This window comes from Vallitalea sediminicola (genome assembly GCF_054408565.1).
In genome coordinates this window covers 129,792-146,294 of the sequence record NZ_BTPT01000025.1, presented here as the reverse complement: position 1 = coordinate 146,294, position 16,503 = coordinate 129,792, and the positions used below count along the sequence as shown (strand labels likewise).

Here is a 16,503-nt window from a genome sequence, read left to right as displayed (position 1 = left end):
AGTAAAGGTCTTATTTTTATTTATGAATAATAGAATCCACGTTATAATTTTTTAATTTATCTCTACCATTTAGGAAGTCAAGTTCAATTAAATATACTAATTTTACAACTTCTCCTCCTAGACTTTCAATTAATTCTACGGTAGCCTTTGATGTTCCACCTGTTGCTAATAAATCATCTATAATTACAACTTTATCGCCTGGCTTAACAGCATCAATATGCATTTCAATAGTTGCAGTACCATATTCTAAAGCATATTCTCTACTTCTTGTTTTATATGGTAATTTGCCAGCTTTTCTAATAGGTAAGAAACCTTTGCTCATATTATAAGCTACTGGCACACCAAAAATAAAGCCTCGTGATTCTGGTCCAATTATGTAATCAAATTCGATACCTTCCAATTTCGCTTGAATCTGATCGATAGAAGCCCTTAATCCTTCTGGATTTTGTAATATTGTAGTAATGTCATAAAATAAAATACCTTCTCTTGGGAAATCAGGTACTTCTCTTATAAGAGTTTTAAGATCCATACTTCCTTACTCCTTTTCGTATAATACCCTATAAGGAATTAATTAGACTATCAAAATATAATAAAAATAATGTATTTCATCATTTACTTTTAAAAAGAATAGTAGTGCCTTAAAAGGATATTTATTTATCAAATTTTATATGTTTAACTGATTTAAGTTTACCTCTCTTAAAATATAAGTAAACACACAATATTAGTATACCAAATATATCAGCTTCTAGCAAAGCTTTTTAGATTTTTTCTTAAGAAATATTAAAATTATATAAATAACTGTAAGAATTTTATAAATAGTATTACTACAAGTACACCACCTATAACAGGAACAAATGCTATCAAGCACTTAATTCCAAAAAGGTATACAAATAAAATGAAACAAACTATTACTATTATTGAATCATTAATTAATTTATGGTTATAGTTTCTCATAAAAGCCTCCACTTAAAAATGATATCAGATATTCCCGATTCAGATATGGTTAAAGATATAGTTAATAAGAGTAGTCTATTACACCGATGTAATATGCTACTCTATTATAGTCTGTTTATTGAATATATTCAATAATATCCCATTATATTTTTACATTATTAAGTTTTTGCGTCTATATGCCTATATTATATATACACTTTTAGTAGGCTTGCATATATAATATATATTACTTAGATATTAATAATTCTTTTATATATTTTAGATTCGTCTAATTTTACTTTGACACCTTTATTCAATTTAAAAATCAATTCCATATTATCTATTTTATATTCTAATAGTTTAAGTTCATTAAACACTTCTAGACATGCTAATAAAGTTAATATTTTATTAGGTTCATTAAAATGAATCATCTGAAATAATTTGGTAATTATGATATTTTCTTTCATCTGCTTCTCCAGATTCAAAAGAGCTCGATAGATAGTTTCGAATTCTTTTCTAGTAGGGATTACTTGTTCATCCTGTAAATACAATTTAGATTTTTCATCAAAATTAGTTGTTTTCATATTATTGAATATAGTATAGTACTTATTAATGCACACCATAAATTCATTATTGGGATTAATATCTTTTAACATTATTTGTGGTTTTTTAGTACCATTCCATTCGTTTATATTCAATGTCCCTAATAGAGATATATCATGAGCTACATTGATATGATCATAGTACTGTGCCATTCCAAATCCTATTCCATCTAAATAGCTCTTATTATAGTCCACTCTCATCTTTAGATGGTTACTCTCTTTACCTATCTTTCTAACATCATCAACTTTCCCTTTACAAATGAACTTAGGCTCTGGATTTCCTACCCCGTAGGGTTCCAACTTGATAATTTCTTCAATTAGGGGTATGTTAATGTCTTTTATGTCTATTTCCATATCAGCCGTTAATTTTGGAATCAGTGTATCTGAGTTCATTGTATTTTCAGCATATTCATTCAGACGCTCTCTAAGATCATCTATGAATTCTTCTTTCAATGACATACCTGCTGCCATATCATGCCCTCCAAATTTCATAAACAACTCTTTTTCTTGGCATAATGCATCAAAAATACTAAATCCATCAACACTTCTAGCTGATCCAGTAGCTACACCATCTTCAATACTTAATAATATACTTGGTCTATAATATTTCTCAGTAATCCTAGAAGCCACTATACCTATTACTCCATGATGCCAATTACTTGATGCCACTACTATTATTTTAGTATTATTCATGTCAATTTTTTCTTCAATTATATGTACAGCTTCCTCAAATATCTCTTGTTCTAATTGTTGACGCAGAATGTTTTCTTCATTAAGTTTTTCAGCAATCTCCGCCGCTTTACTTTTATCTTCTGTTATGAATAATTCAATTCCCCTTTTTGCATCTCCAAGCCTACCTGCAGCATTTAATCTTGGAGCAATACGAAATCCAATTATACCTGCTGTAATTTTATCATCTTTTTTATTACCAGATACTTTTATAAGTGCTTTTAATCCCACGTTCCATGTATCTTTCATAGTTTTAAAAGCTAACTTGGTAATAATTCTATTTTCATCTTTTAAAGGAACAATATCAGCTACAGTCCCAACAGCCACAATGTCTAAAAACTTCCATATAGAATCTATATTACCTAATTTCATTGATAATGCATGCATAACCTTAAAGGCAACACCTACACCAGCTAACATATCAAAAGGATACTCGCAATCTTTTCTCTTAGGGTCAATTACAGCTATGGCATCAGGTATATTCTCTTGACATTCATGGTGATCTGTTATTATCATATCTAAACCTAATGAATTAGCTAAATCAACTTGCGATATAGCAGTAATTCCTGTATCAACTGTTATAATCAGCTTAGTACCATTAAGATATATACTGTTTACAGCTTCATCATTAACCCCATATCCTTCTTCTAATCTATTAGGTATGTAATAATCTACCTCTGCATCATTTTCTTTTAAAAACATATATAGAATTGATGTACTTGTCATACCATCTACATCATAATCTCCATATATAGTTATTTTCTCATTGTTACTAATTGCTGTGATTATACGTTCAACAGCTTTATCCATATCTTTCATCAAGTACGGATCATAAAATTTATCTATATCTGCATTAAGAAATCTAATAATATCTTTTTCTATTACTATATTTCGATTAGCTAATATAGTTGCCATTATAGTAGATAGTTTGTATTTTTCAGATAATTCATCTACCAGTTTTTCATTCTTTTGTTTTAAATTCCAAATATATTTTGGTTCCAAATAAATAACCTCCAAAAAATCCCCCTAGCAAAGATTGCTAGAGGGATATAAGTTTAATTATCTTTGCTGATGTGCTTGTTGAATTCTCTTTTCTTCTTTTCGTTTAAATACATACCATAATGGACTAGCAATAAATATTGAAGAATATGTTCCTGAAAGGATACCAACCATTAATGGTAATGCAAATTCTCTTATTGATGTAACACCAATTACATAAAGAATTGCAACCATAACAAATGTTGTAAGTGATGTATTTATTGAACGTGACATTGTCTGACTTATTGATGTATCAACAACACCCTTGAAATCTCCACGTTTCATATATTTTTGATTTTCACGTACACGGTCAAATAATACTATCGTATCATTAATTGAGTAACCTACAATTGTTAACATTGCAGCAATAAATGAATTGTTAATTGGTACTCTAAATAATGAATATACTGCTAATACAATTAATACATCATGAATTAAAGCAACTACCGCACTAACGCCAAATCTATAATCTTTAAATCTTAATGTAATATATATCAACATACATATAGCAGCTAATATTATAGATAGTATAGCACTCTTACGCATCTCATTACTGATTGTTGGACTAATACTTTCACTTTCAATATCTTCAGAAGTTATACCGTATTTTTCAATCAATTTATCTTGTAATTGAGTTCTTGCTGTATTATCTAATTTACTAGTTTTAATAATGACTTGTTTTTTATCTGTAACTGCTTGGAATTGTGGGCTATTATCATCAGTAGCTTCAACAACTATTGGTGTTAATTCACTATCCATTTCAGCTTTACTCATTGTTTTACCAATATTAACAAGTGTTGTAGTACCACCACTGAATTCTATATCATAGTTAAGAGGTGTACCTTTTGAAGCGTTATATATAGGCATTGCAAGAAGTCCTATAACTATTATAACTATTGAAATACTAAACCATATCTTTCTCTTCGCAACAACTTTGATAGCTCTTGTTTTATTAGCAATACCATATAGTTTTCTATTCTTAATTCCTAATCCAGCAAATACTCCTAGAATAAGTCTTGTAATTACTAAAGCTGTAAACATAGAGATAATGATACCAATTGCAAGAGTCTGAGCGAAACCTTTAATTGGTCCAGTTCCCATTAAATATAAAATAGCTGATGCTATAAGTGTTGTAATATTACCATCTAAAATAGCTGATGTCGCTTTTTTAAATCCTGATTTTAGTGATGCTCTCAATGTTTTCTCAAGAGCTAATTCTTCTTTGATTCTTGAGAAAATAATTATGTTGGCATCAACAGCCATACCTATTGATAATATAATACCTGCAATACCAGGTAATGTTAATGTAATCTTGAATATACTTAAAATAACAATTAATAATGAAGAATAGAATACTAGTGCTATATCAGCAGCAAGTCCAGGCATTCTATAGAATAATATCATAAATAATAATATTAAACCAAGACCAATAATTCCAGCTTTTACACTTGTTTTAACTGCTTCTTCACCAAGTGTTGCACCTACTACATTAGATCTTAATTCTTCAAGTTCAAGTGGAAGAGCACCTATACGTATATTAGAAGCCATCGCTTCGGCTCTTTCCATACTTCCCATGTTGCTTATAGAAGCATTACCATCTTGGATTGGTTGATTTACAATAGGTTCCATTATGTTTTTGCCATTATAGGCAATTGCAATTCTTCTGCCTACAAACTTTTTAGTAGCTTCATAGAATTTATCTTTTCCACTCTCATTAAGTTCAAGAGATATAATATATGGATCAATTTCTCCTGATACAATTTTTGCAGTAGCATCTTTAACATCTTGTCCTGTTAAAACTACATTTCCATCTGGATCCAAAAATTCTAATTTACCTGGTTTACCAAGTTCTTCCAATACTTCCTCTGCATTTGTTGCATTAGGAATATCAACATTAACACGGTCAGAACCTTCTCTATAAACTTGTCCTTCCGTATAACCCATTCCATCTATTCTTTTTCTAATTTTGAAAACTGTATCATCTAGCTCTTTGTTAGTTGGATCATCCTTAACAGTAGTGTATGTGATACTAACCCCACCCGCTAAGTCAAGACCTAATTTTACATTATTTGCTCCACCGATTTCATCTTTTCCTACTCCCTTAACTGCTACAAATACAGAACATGCGATTATAACAACTAAAAGCAATAGGGTAATAATTTTTTTCCCCTTCATTGCAACAATATCCTCCTTTGTACATTATCATATTTAATTTTTAATTCTGTATACTGAATCCATAGTATATTATATAGATATCAATATATATTAATTATTTTGTAAGTTATACTTAAATAAATATAAGACCTTCTATCCATATATATTATAACTTACATACTACGTTAAATTATAAATATTATCTTGAAATTAGTCAAGATAATTTATATAATGTATTATTCCATCATCTCTTCAGCTTTCATATAAATAGCACATTCAACTCTCTTTTTCTCGAGTTCACAGCCTATTTCATATGTATCATATATACTGCCGTGGAATTGGTATGCGTTAGCTGTACATCCACCACTACAATAAAATTTTGCCCAACAATTTTGACATTTCTCTTTGGAATAAACACTACATTCTTTGAATTCTTTACGTCTTTCGAGATTAGTTATTCCTTCGTCAACTGTTCCAAGCTTAAATTCATCCATTCCAACAAATTGATGACATGGGTACAAATCTCCCCATGGTGTAACAGCAAGATATTCAGTTCCTGAACCACATCCTGAAAGTCTTTTTATAACACAAGGTCCTTGTGATAAATCAATCATGAAGTGGAAGAAATTAAAAGCTCTATCTTCTTTTTTTCTCTTAATCATTTCTTTCGCTAGAATATCATATTGTTCACATAGATATGGTATATCTTCTTCCCTAAGAGCATATGGCATATTAGCTGGCGCTACAACAGGTTCAATAGATATTTGTTTGAATCCTTGGTCTGCAAAATGTAATACATCCTGAGAAAAGTCAAGATTATAATGTGTAAAAGTACCTCTTACATAATAATTCTCTTCATTTCTACTTTTAGCCATTTTCTTGAACTTAGGCATAATGATATCATAGCTGCCCTTGCCATTTTTAGATGACCTCATTCTATCATTTACTTCTTTTCTTCCATCTATGCTAAGTACTACATTATACATATTCTCATTAACAAATTCCATGATATCATCATCAAGTAATATACCATTAGTAGTAATAGTGAATCTAAAGTTCTTATTATAATCTTTTTCTTTAGATCTAGCATATTTTACTATTTCTTTTACCACTTCAAAATTCATCAATGGTTCTCCACCAAAAAAATCTACTTCCAGGTTTCTTCTACTGCCTGAATTCTCTAGTAGAAAATCAATAGATTTTTTACCTATTTCACTACTCATAAGTGAACGGTCTCCATTATATTCACCTTCACCTGCAAAACAATACTTACAACACAAGTTACAATCATGTGCTATATGCAAACATAAGGCTTTTACAACAGGTTGTCTTTTCTTAAAGCTGATAATTGCTTCTTTATATGTATCATCAGTAAATAGTAATTCTTTATCAATTAGTTCTTTAACTTCATTAATTGATTCAATTATTACTTCTTTATCATATTTTGAAGAAAGTTTATTGACCAAGTCATCATTGCTTGATACATTTTCATAACTTTCTATTACATCATAAACAATATCATCAACTACATGTATTGCGCCGCTATAAACATCTATAGCAATGTTCATATCGCCCATTTTATATTGATGTACCACTGTTATTCTTCCTTTCTTATACTTAACTATATATAATACAGTTAAATTATTAAATACTTTAATAATTAAGTATTTATTATTATCTCTAGTTATTATGAATTAATCAAACCTAATATAAGCAGCGACTAATGTCACTGCTTAATAAACTTATAAATTATTTGTTTTCACAAGTTTGATTCCCAACTGTACATGATGTTTTACATGCTGATTGACATGATGTTTGGCATTCGCCACATCCACCATTTTTTAAACTCTTCTTAAGAGTAGCTGAGTTTAATGTTTTAATATGCTTCATTGCTTTTTCCTCCTTTAAGCACCTGTTACCTTAACTTAAAACATTATATCACAAGATTGTCACTTTTAAAAGTAGATTTTTCTAGGAATTTGCAACTTATCCTAGCATTCCTCCTAATGTACCGCTACCTACACACATAAAGAATAAACTTATAGCGCCACCTGAAATCCCACTGTTTTTGTTAATAATTACAGATGCTATGACAAAAATAACAAAATAAATAACCCCTGCTATAGCACCATACATCCACTTATTTTTGCCAATGCTTCTTCCCGTTAATAGGCCCATTATAATAGTTGCTAATATTATAATTACAATTCTTCCAATATTAATTTGACTATTACTAAGATCATACTTGTATACGATGAATGAAAGAAGCAGTACACATAAAATAGTTATTATGTATCCAATCATAATAGCTTTAAGCATGTTTACTATTATTTTTTGCGTGTTAATATCTGGTTTCTTTGAAATACGCGATGCTCTGCCCATAATCCTCCCCCTTATTGTTCCATATAATATTATACTGTGCTATAATTTAAAATATGCCATGCTTTTAATTTAAATTATGGTTTGTATAAATCAAACAAATTCATCTTGATTAAACTATATATATTGAATTTATATAATATATATCTTATGTAGAAAGGACTGATTTTATTGAATAAATATGTAGATTTGCACGTCCACACAACTGCCTCAGACGGCACTTATGAACCATGCGAATTAGTAGAATATGCTTCTAAGCAGAAAGATTTAGCTGCTATTGCCATAACTGACCATGATTGTATTTCTGGTATCAAGGAAGCCAAAGAAAGCAGTGAATTATATAATATAGAAATAGTCAGTGGGATAGAATTTTCAACAAGGTATAATAATACCGAAATCCACCTATTAGGTTTATATATTGATGAAAATAATCTCTCTTTTGTTAATGGATTAAACGATATTGTTGATGCTAGGAATTCACGTAATATTCAAATGATAGAAAAACTAAATAATATTGGCATCAATATTTCTTTACAAGATGTTATAGCCACATCTAACTCTGAAGTATATACGAGAGCTCATTTCGCTAAGGCTCTATTCCAAAAAGGTTATGTTTCATCTATGAGAGAAGCATTTAATAAGTATATTGGTAACGATAGCCCATGTTATGTACCACGAGATAAAGTTACTCCCAAAATGGCCATAGAACTTGTGCTATCATGTGGTGGTGTGCCCATATTAGCTCATCCAACGCTATACAATATGGACCTAAGACAATTAGATGCACTTATTGGTGAATTAACAGAAATAGGCCTATTAGGTATTGAGGGACTTTATTCATTATATACCAAATCACAAGAAAAGTATTTGAAAGATTTTGCTGATAAATATGATCTCGTAATTTCTGGAGGTTCTGATTTTCACGGAAGCAATAAACCAAATATTGATCTAGGTGTTGGAAGAGGTAATCTGGAAATTCCTTATTCAATACTTGAAACTATTAAATCCAAGGCAAAAAAATAAAGGCTGTATCATATACAGCCTTCTGTAAAACCCTTAAATTCTATTGTTCGTCTTTCTTATCTTCTTTTTTGTCTTCTTTTCTATCTTCGATTAAGTCATCTCTATTTATTGTTAAATCTGGTTCTTTAACTGCAGCAACTGCATTTCTTTCTATAGGAACTCTTACACTTTTGTTAGTACCAAGTTCAACTATAAGAACATTGTTTACAGAATCAACAACTTTACCATAGAACCCACCATTAGTCATAACAGAATCACCAATATTAATACTTGATTGCATTTGGTCAACTTGTTTTTGTCTCTTTTTTTGAGGTCTGATAAGCATTAAGTACATAAAACCAAATAAAATCACCATAGGTATTAACATAGCACCTAAACTACCAGCCGTAGATGGTTGTGCACCAGCTCCAGCTTCTAATAATAATAAACTTGACATAAATTATCCTCCTTGTTTTCAACACAGAAATTTATCTATTCGTAGCTAGTAAGAATCATTATTCTTATATAATAAGATACACTGTTAATAACTTCCTGTCAACTGTTTTATCTATATATATTGAACTTAATCATCTATACATCCATTTCAATTAGTTCAATCTATATTACTTGATTTATAGCATATTTGCTATTTTATTATTCTTATATTCTTTATATTGATTATTATCTATAGCATCTCTTATTTCTTCCATAAGTGTATTATAAAAATACAAATTATGAAGTACACATAAACGCATTCCAAGCATCTCTTTTGCTTTCAAAAGATGTCTTATATAAGCTCTACTATAATGCCTGCAAGTAGGACACTGGCATCCTTCTTCAATTGGTCTATCATCTAATTGAAATTTTGCATTGAAAAGGTTAAGCTTACCGAAATTAGTATATACATGCCCATGTCTTCCATTTCTGGCTGGATACACACAATCGAAGAAATCCACACCTCTTTCAACGGATTCTAAAATATTAATAGGTGTTCCAACTCCCATAAGATAAGTTGGTTTATTCTGTGGAAGGTGTGGAACTACTTCCTCTAATATTCTATACATTTCTTCATGAGACTCTCCTACCGCAAGTCCCCCTACAGCATATCCGTCTAGATCTAGTTCTGAAATAGCTTTTGCATGTTGGATTCTAATATCTTCGTAGGTTCCCCCTTGATTGATTCCAAAAAGCATTTGCTTCCTATTGATGGTATTTTCAAGGGAATTAAGTCTTACCATCTCAGTCTTACATCTTTTTAACCATCTAGTCGTTCTATCAACTGAATTCTGCATATATTCTCTTGTCGCTGGATAAGGAGCGCATTCATCAAATGCCATAGCTATTGTAGATGCTATATTAGATTGAATCTGCATACTTTCTTCGGGACCCATAAAAATTTTACGTCCATCTATATGAGAAGAAAAATATACTCCTTCTTCTTTAATCTTCCTAAGACCAGCTAGTGAAAAGACTTGAAATCCGCCAGAATCAGTAAGTATAGGTCGATCCCATACCATAAACTTATGTAATCCACCTAATTTCTTAACAACATCATCTCCAGGTCTAACATGAAGATGATAAGTGTTAGATAATTCAATTTGACACTTGATTTCTTTTAGATCCATGCTTGAAACTGCACCTTTAATAGCTCCTGCTGTACCTACATTCATAAAAACAGGAGTCTGAATAACACCATGAATCGTGTTCAACTCAGCTCTTTTTGCTCTTCCATCTACATTTAATAATTTATACACTTTAATCACCATTCATTAATTTTTAGTATTTTTTTGTTTATCACACGTCTACCAATTATATATCTAATTTATTAACATTTCAAGGTAATATTATACTATCTTCGAAACGTAATCCAAACAATTATCAAAATCCTTTTCTTTTATTATGTAATTTTAGTTATCAATATATTGTGATAAATCTACTTTTCCTCTTTTTATTATATCAACCACTTGATCTGCAGGCATAGGTTTACCCGTTAAAAATCCTTGTATGTTATCACATAATGACTGATAAAGAAAATTAAGTTGTTTATCGTTTTCTACACCTTCTGCTATAGTTTCAAGTCCAATTTTTCTTACTAAATCTATTACTGATCTAGTAATTTCTCTTTCTACTCCTGTGTATGTAGTGTTCTTAATAAACGATTTATCTATCTTAAGGGTATCAATCGGTAAGGATTTCAAATAACTCAATGAAGAATATCCTGTTCCAAAATCATCTAGTGATATCCTAACTCCTAATTCGATCAGCTTATCAAGTAGTATCTTAGCTGAATCTAAAGCATCAATAAATAAATTCTCAGTTATCTCTAATTCTAAGCAACCAGATTTAATTCCTGTTTCTTTTAAGATACTAGATACAATACTGTAAAAATTACGTGTTTTCAGCTGAATAGGTGAAATATTAACAGATATTATGCCACTAAACGAGTGCTCATAGCTCCACTCCTTATATTGGTTGCATGCTTCTCTTAATACCCATTCTCCTATCTCATTAATTATTCCTATTTCTTCAGCTATAGGAATAAATGTCATAGGACTTACTAACCCAAGTTTTGGATTAATCCATCTAAGTAATGCTTCAAATCCTCTTATACCACCTGTTTTCATATCAAACTGAGGCTGATAAAAAAGCTTGAATTCATTATTCTCCAGAGCTTTCTTTAACTGTTTCTCTATATTAATTCTTTTCAAAAATTCTTCTTTCATATCTTGTGTGAAAAAAGATATACTATTTTTGCACATGTTCTTAACTTTGTACATTGCAGTATCAGCATTCTTGATTAATTCCTTTGAATCAACTCCATCATAAGGAGAAACAGCAATTCCTAGACTAATACTTAATTGATGTATATTATTATCAACTATGAATGGTTCATCGAAACAATCTTTTACTATATTGGCTCTTTCTATAATGTCTTCATTATTATCAACATTATTTAAAATAACTGCAAATTCATCACCGCCAAGACGTGCAATGAAATCTTTTTCTCTAATAGAATCTGATAATCTTAACCCTACTTGTTTTAGAATAATATCACCTATTGAAAAACCGACACTATCATTAACACTCTTAAAATTATCAATGTCCATTACTATTAATGCAATTTTACTATTTTTCTCTAAATATTTACTTACTTGTTCTAATAAAAATATTCTATTAGGTAGACTTGTAAGAGTATCATAATATGCTAAATACTTAATCTTATCATCTCTAATTTTTTTATTTGTTACATCAATATGCGCTCCAGCCATTAAATAAGGTTTCCCATTATCATCATTTAATGTCTTTCCTCTCGAAACTATCCATTTGTATTCGCCATTTGTTGTACGAATTCTATAGGTACTTTCATAATTTGAGGTTATACCTAAAACACAATCATTCAAACTCTTTTTAGCTTCCTCAATATCATCTGGATGTAGAATCTTATGCCATTTACTAACATCAGAGAATAAGTTTAGATCAATCCCTAGATCATTATACCAGTCATATGATATGCTGCGTTTTCCATCTCTCATGTTCCAGTACCAGATACCATCATTAGATGCCTGTGTAATCAATCTATATATTTGTTCTTTTTCCTTTATTATACTATTGCTTTGTTGCAATAAACTATTTTGCTCACTTAGATTCTCTTCTGATGCTACTAGCTCTTCATATAATCCGCTGATATGCTCATTCTGCTGCCTTAATTCTTCTTCTGAAGCGGCCATTTCTTCATAAACATGAGTTAGCTTTTCATTTTGTTGTCTTAACTCTTCTTCTGAAGCAGTTATCTCCTCAAATAACTTAACTAGTTGCTCATTCTTATTCTTCAGTATCAATTCTTTTTTCTTCAATTCAGTGATATTAGTGAATATCTCTGCAAAATATCCCTTTCTATCGCTAAAAACATTCACCTGATACCATTTATCAAATGATTTAAAATATTGTATAGTAGAACCTTTACTACCTTCAATTGCTATCTTACCAAAAAACTTAATCCAATCAAATGATTCATCTGCCATGCTTGGAAGGATCTCAGTTATTCTTTTTCCAATAATATCGTCTCTTTTAAAACCCACTAAATTACAATAATCATCATTAATATCTATAAATTCATAATCCACAGGATTCCCACTAGAATCTGTGATTATTTTATGATATGCATATCCACTAAATATATTGTTAATTAAGGCGTAATAAAATTTCTCAGATATCTCCATTTGAGCACCCCATCTTAGTAAAATTATTGTTTATAATATGATTTAAAATTGAATATAACCATATAATTATTAGCTTTTAATAATTGTCAAAATTAACCTTTTTTTTAATACTAATATATTATATCACATTTATTAATATTTTTTTATATTCATGTCAAAAAATGTAATATTTCTTACACTATTTACTAATTTGATATAAAAAGTTATTATTATCTTGTTTAATTGTTAAGAATTGTATATAATATATGGCAAGCTATAAAGAATAGAAGGTGATTATATGTCGACAGGTTCCAACTTTGGAAAATTATTTACAATAACTACCTGGGGTGAATCCCATGGAGAAGCAGTTGGAGTAGTTATAGATGGATGTCCAGCTGGTATAGAGTTAACAAATGAAGATATTCAGATTGAACTGAACAAAAGGAAACCAGGTAAATCTGTTTTTTCTACACCTAGAAAAGAGTCTGACATGGCTAATATAATGTCTGGTGTATTTGACGGGAAAACTACAGGTACTCCTATATCTATAGTGGTTTATAATAATAATCAAAAATCAAAGGATTACTCAGAAATATCCAATTATTATCGTCCTGGACATGCTGATTTAACTTATGATATGAAATACGGATTTAGAGATTATAGAGGTGGAGGCCGTTCTTCTGGTAGAGAAACAATAGGACGTGTAGCTGGTGGTGCAATAGCTAAAAAGATTTTATCTGCTATTAATGTTAAATTGACCACATATACAAAATCAATTGGTAAGATATCCACAAGCACAGATTTTGATGAGAATGAAATCTGGAATAATGACCTCTGTATACCTGATAAAACTTGTGTAAGTGATGCCGAAAACTATTTGCTTGATCTAATTGAATCAGGTAATTCTTGTGGTGGAATTATAGAATGTATGGTAGATGATCTTCCTGCTGGTCTCGGAGAACCTGTATTTGATAGACTAGATGCTGAACTATCAAAAGCTATCATGTCAATAGGTAGTATCAAAGGCATTGAAATAGGAAATGGATTCCAATCTTCTTGTTTAACTGGGATGGAAAACAACGATTTCTATAGATATGAAGTGGGTAAGATAAAAAAGGAATCTAATAATTCTGGTGGTATATTAGGTGGTATAAGTGATGGTTCTCGCCTTACGATAAGAGCAGCTATTAAACCTACTCCTTCTATTAAAACCACACAAAGAACTGTTAATAAAGATGGAGATAACATTGATATAAACATAAAAGGCAGACATGACCCAATTATCGTTCCAAGGGCCGTAATTGTTGTAGAATCAATGGTAGCTATTACTCTAGTTGATATGTTATTCAGAAACATTAATAGCAAAATTGATAACATCAAAAAAATATATTTAGACAATAATTAATCATAAAATAGTATTGTCGAATTCTATCCATATATAATGGGTAGAATTTTTTTTATTATTTATCCTTGAATTGAAAAATTAAGTGCAACAAAATGTAATCTCTGCCACAGAATCTATTTTTTATTATAGTTTAACCTTGTTTAGGCTGGGTATACTCTAAATGCAATTAAGGGGATAGGGCCATGCAGAGGTGCAACCCGAGCATTTAATTGTCCTTAGACACATTAGGCTGAAACCATGCTCAATCGTATGGTTTCTTTCTATGTGGTAAGGTCTAAGCGAAAACCCTGTCCAATACACTTCTTAAGCCGTTGCAACAAAATCGGCAAATGCTTCAAATGGTGTTTTATAACCCAGATTTTTTCTAGGTAAGGTATTCATCCACTGGCTAATTCTATCAATGACCGCATTTGGTATTTCATCTATAGATATCCCTTTTGGAATAAATCTTCTTATGATACCATTATGATTCTCATTTGTTCCTCTTTCAAAAGAAGAATATGGATGAGTATAGTATAAGTCTACACCAATTTTTTTCTTGAAGTCTTCACTAAAGCTAAATTCACTACCATTATCACAAGTAATGCTTTTGAATATTTGATTAAAATTATCACCATAGATATCTTTAATTTCACTGAGTGCTTTACCAACAGAGTTACTTGTTTTATCAGGTATTTTCTTTATTATTTCAACCCTTGATCTTCTCTCTGTTAAAGTCATTAGAACACTAGATGTATGACGCTTTCCAATTACAGTATCAATCTCCCAATGTCCATTTTCAGAACGTTCGTTAATGATGGAAGGTCTATCATCAATGCTATGACCAAGAATTCTTTTATTCTTCCTTACAGTGCGTTTCTTTTTCTTTAATTTAACACGTAACAATAAATCAATGGATTTAACCCTTATAAGTCCAAGATCAATATAATTATATATTGTCTTTGTAGTAACACAAGGCTTATCTACATTCTCAATCTTATATCTACCAATGGCTGTATCTGGCGACCATTTTTGATTAAGAATTTTATTTTCAACATATTCAATGGCTTCAATACACTTAGTAAGCTTAATTTTTGCACCACTTGATAGTCGCCTTTTTAGGTATTGTTTTTGAGCGAAGTCGGCAAAATAGTCCATTCTGTTAGTCCAATCACTATTTCTTTGTATAACTAGATTTCTACGGACTTCTCTACTAATCGTACTTTTGTGACGCCCAATTTTAGTTGAAATAGCAGTTATGCTAAATCCAGCTTTTCTCAAGATTTCTATCCTAATTCTTTCTTCATATGATAAATGATGGTACTTTTTGGCTATACTCTTATTAGAATCCATTATTTAATATCTCCTTTGTGTTTTGTCGTGATTACATCTTGGAGTATTAACTAATGGATTTTTTTTAACCATTTTTACTCATCTCTACTGTTGCACTTCAATTTTCAATCCGCCTTTATTATTTATCTGATTTATTATGACATTCTTTACAGTATCCATATAATTCTAAATTGTGTTCAATCAAATCGAATTCTTTATCATCAATAATTTTTTGAAACTCTTTACTAAGGCAACATTCTATTGCTTCTGCTTTACCACATCGCTTACAAATGAGAAAATGGGAATGATTCTCCATTAAGTTGAGAGTATACTTAATATTACCATCTTTTGGTCTAATTTTCTCCAGAAGCCCCAAGTCTTCTAATACATCAATATTTCGATAGATAGTTGATAGATTAACACCAGGATTCTTGTCCTTAGTTAATAATAGCCATTCTTCCATTGATATTGGTTTATCACTATGATATAGAGCTTGTATAATAATTTTTCTTTGGTTAGTCAATTTATAACCTTTATTTTTTAATAGATTAATAACTTTATCAAAATCCATATTAGCACCCTTATTCTATAGCATAAATAATAATATCCACACTGAATAATTATTGTTTTACTTATTATTAAATCAATTATAACATATACAAAATTTTTTTAAACTAATAAAATTAATTTTTTTAATAAATATGTACTTGTCAATACTATAATTAAATAGTATAATTTAATTGCAAATTAT

General features: G+C 30.0%; 14 protein-coding genes. 2 read left to right on the top strand and 12 right to left on the bottom strand.

Going from position 1 to position 16,503, the window contains the following annotated elements:
- Positions 1–16: 16 nt before the first annotated feature.
- From ACX6CF_RS11380 to ACX6CF_RS11350, 7 genes are all read right to left on the bottom strand, one after another.
- Positions 17–529, bottom strand: a complete 513-nt coding sequence (locus ACX6CF_RS11380) for an adenine phosphoribosyltransferase (protein ID WP_458785447.1) — start codon at positions 527–529, stop codon at positions 17–19.
- 257 nt (positions 530–786) lie between these two features.
- Positions 787–954, bottom strand: a complete 168-nt coding sequence (locus ACX6CF_RS11375) for a hypothetical protein (RefSeq protein ID WP_458785446.1) — start codon at positions 952–954, stop codon at positions 787–789.
- A 230-nt stretch (positions 955–1,184) separates the two neighbouring features.
- Positions 1,185–3,266 carry a single-stranded-DNA-specific exonuclease RecJ gene (gene recJ, locus ACX6CF_RS11370; protein ID WP_458785445.1) on the bottom strand — a complete coding sequence of 694 codons (2,082 nt, stop codon included), beginning with the start codon at positions 3,264–3,266 and terminating at the stop codon, positions 1,185–1,187.
- Positions 3,267–3,323: 57 nt separating this feature from the next.
- On the bottom strand, positions 3,324–5,477 hold the full coding sequence (gene secD / locus ACX6CF_RS11365) for a protein translocase subunit SecD (RefSeq protein WP_458785444.1): 2,154 nt from the start codon (positions 5,475–5,477) through the stop codon (positions 3,324–3,326).
- Between the two features lie 215 nt (positions 5,478–5,692).
- Positions 5,693–7,051 carry a thioether cross-link-forming SCIFF peptide maturase gene (scfB, locus tag ACX6CF_RS11360; RefSeq protein ID WP_458785443.1) on the bottom strand — a complete coding sequence of 453 codons (1,359 nt, stop codon included), beginning with the start codon at positions 7,049–7,051 and terminating at the stop codon, positions 5,693–5,695.
- A 154-nt stretch (positions 7,052–7,205) separates the two neighbouring features.
- Positions 7,206–7,346: a six-cysteine ranthipeptide SCIFF gene (gene scfA / locus ACX6CF_RS11355; protein WP_113675541.1), complete on the bottom strand. Its 141-nt coding sequence runs from the start codon at positions 7,344–7,346 to the stop codon at positions 7,206–7,208.
- A gap of 96 nt (positions 7,347–7,442) precedes the next feature.
- Positions 7,443–7,838 carry a TIGR04086 family membrane protein gene (locus ACX6CF_RS11350; protein WP_458785442.1) on the bottom strand — a complete coding sequence of 132 codons (396 nt, stop codon included), beginning with the start codon at positions 7,836–7,838 and terminating at the stop codon, positions 7,443–7,445.
- Positions 7,839–8,006: 168 nt separating this feature from the next.
- Between ACX6CF_RS11350 and ACX6CF_RS11345 the strand changes: the two genes are divergently transcribed.
- On the top strand, positions 8,007–8,858 hold the full coding sequence (locus tag ACX6CF_RS11345) for a PHP domain-containing protein (protein ID WP_458785441.1): 852 nt from the start codon (positions 8,007–8,009) through the stop codon (positions 8,856–8,858).
- Positions 8,859–8,898: 40 nt separating this feature from the next.
- On the opposite strand, the gene yajC is transcribed toward ACX6CF_RS11345, so the two are convergent.
- The 3 genes from yajC to ACX6CF_RS11330 form a co-directional block, all read right to left on the bottom strand.
- Positions 8,899–9,294 carry a preprotein translocase subunit YajC gene (gene yajC, locus ACX6CF_RS11340; RefSeq protein WP_458785440.1) on the bottom strand — a complete coding sequence of 132 codons (396 nt, stop codon included), beginning with the start codon at positions 9,292–9,294 and terminating at the stop codon, positions 8,899–8,901.
- Positions 9,295–9,469: 175 nt separating this feature from the next.
- On the bottom strand, positions 9,470–10,603 hold the full coding sequence (gene tgt, locus ACX6CF_RS11335; RefSeq protein ID WP_458785439.1) for a tRNA guanosine(34) transglycosylase Tgt: 1,134 nt from the start codon (positions 10,601–10,603) through the stop codon (positions 9,470–9,472).
- A gap of 141 nt (positions 10,604–10,744) precedes the next feature.
- Complete coding sequence (locus ACX6CF_RS11330; protein ID WP_458785438.1) at positions 10,745–13,057, bottom strand: EAL domain-containing protein; 2,313 nt, start codon at positions 13,055–13,057, stop codon at positions 10,745–10,747.
- A gap of 277 nt (positions 13,058–13,334) precedes the next feature.
- Between ACX6CF_RS11330 and aroC the strand changes: the two genes are divergently transcribed.
- Complete coding sequence (gene aroC, locus ACX6CF_RS11325) at positions 13,335–14,441, top strand: chorismate synthase (RefSeq protein ID WP_458785437.1); 1,107 nt, start codon at positions 13,335–13,337, stop codon at positions 14,439–14,441.
- A gap of 303 nt (positions 14,442–14,744) precedes the next feature.
- Here the strand turns inward: aroC and ACX6CF_RS11320 are convergent, their stop codons facing one another.
- Positions 14,745–15,773: an IS30 family transposase gene (locus ACX6CF_RS11320; protein ID WP_458785436.1), complete on the bottom strand. Its 1,029-nt coding sequence runs from the start codon at positions 15,771–15,773 to the stop codon at positions 14,745–14,747.
- A gap of 118 nt (positions 15,774–15,891) precedes the next feature.
- Positions 15,892–16,323 carry a Fur family transcriptional regulator gene (locus ACX6CF_RS11315; protein ID WP_458785435.1) on the bottom strand — a complete coding sequence of 144 codons (432 nt, stop codon included), beginning with the start codon at positions 16,321–16,323 and terminating at the stop codon, positions 15,892–15,894.
- Between the last annotated feature and the right edge of the window lie 180 nt (positions 16,324–16,503).

What these genes read in the sequence shown, in the direction of transcription:
- ACX6CF_RS11380 (WP_458785447.1), bottom strand. Translation starts at nt 529, where the DNA reads ATGGATCTTAAAACTCTTATAAGAGAAGTACCTGATTTCCCAAGAGAA.
- ACX6CF_RS11375 (WP_458785446.1), bottom strand. Translation starts at nt 954, where the DNA reads ATGAGAAACTATAACCATAAATTAATTAATGATTCAATAATAGTAATA.
- secD (WP_458785444.1), bottom strand. Translation starts at nt 5,477, where the DNA reads ATGAAGGGGAAAAAAATTATTACCCTATTGCTTTTAGTTGTTATAATC.
- scfA (WP_113675541.1), bottom strand. Translation starts at nt 7,346, where the DNA reads ATGAAGCATATTAAAACATTAAACTCAGCTACTCTTAAGAAGAGTTTA.
- ACX6CF_RS11350 (WP_458785442.1), bottom strand. Translation starts at nt 7,838, where the DNA reads ATGGGCAGAGCATCGCGTATTTCAAAGAAACCAGATATTAACACGCAA.
- yajC (WP_458785440.1), bottom strand. Translation starts at nt 9,294, where the DNA reads ATGTCAAGTTTATTATTATTAGAAGCTGGAGCTGGTGCACAACCATCT.
- tgt (WP_458785439.1), bottom strand. Translation starts at nt 10,603, where the DNA reads ATGGTGATTAAAGTGTATAAATTATTAAATGTAGATGGAAGAGCAAAA.
- ACX6CF_RS11330 (WP_458785438.1), bottom strand. Translation starts at nt 13,057, where the DNA reads ATGGAGATATCTGAGAAATTTTATTACGCCTTAATTAACAATATATTT.
- aroC (WP_458785437.1), top strand. Translation starts at nt 13,335, where the DNA reads ATGTCGACAGGTTCCAACTTTGGAAAATTATTTACAATAACTACCTGG.
- ACX6CF_RS11320 (WP_458785436.1), bottom strand. Translation starts at nt 15,773, where the DNA reads ATGGATTCTAATAAGAGTATAGCCAAAAAGTACCATCATTTATCATAT.
- ACX6CF_RS11315 (WP_458785435.1), bottom strand. Translation starts at nt 16,323, where the DNA reads ATGGATTTTGATAAAGTTATTAATCTATTAAAAAATAAAGGTTATAAA.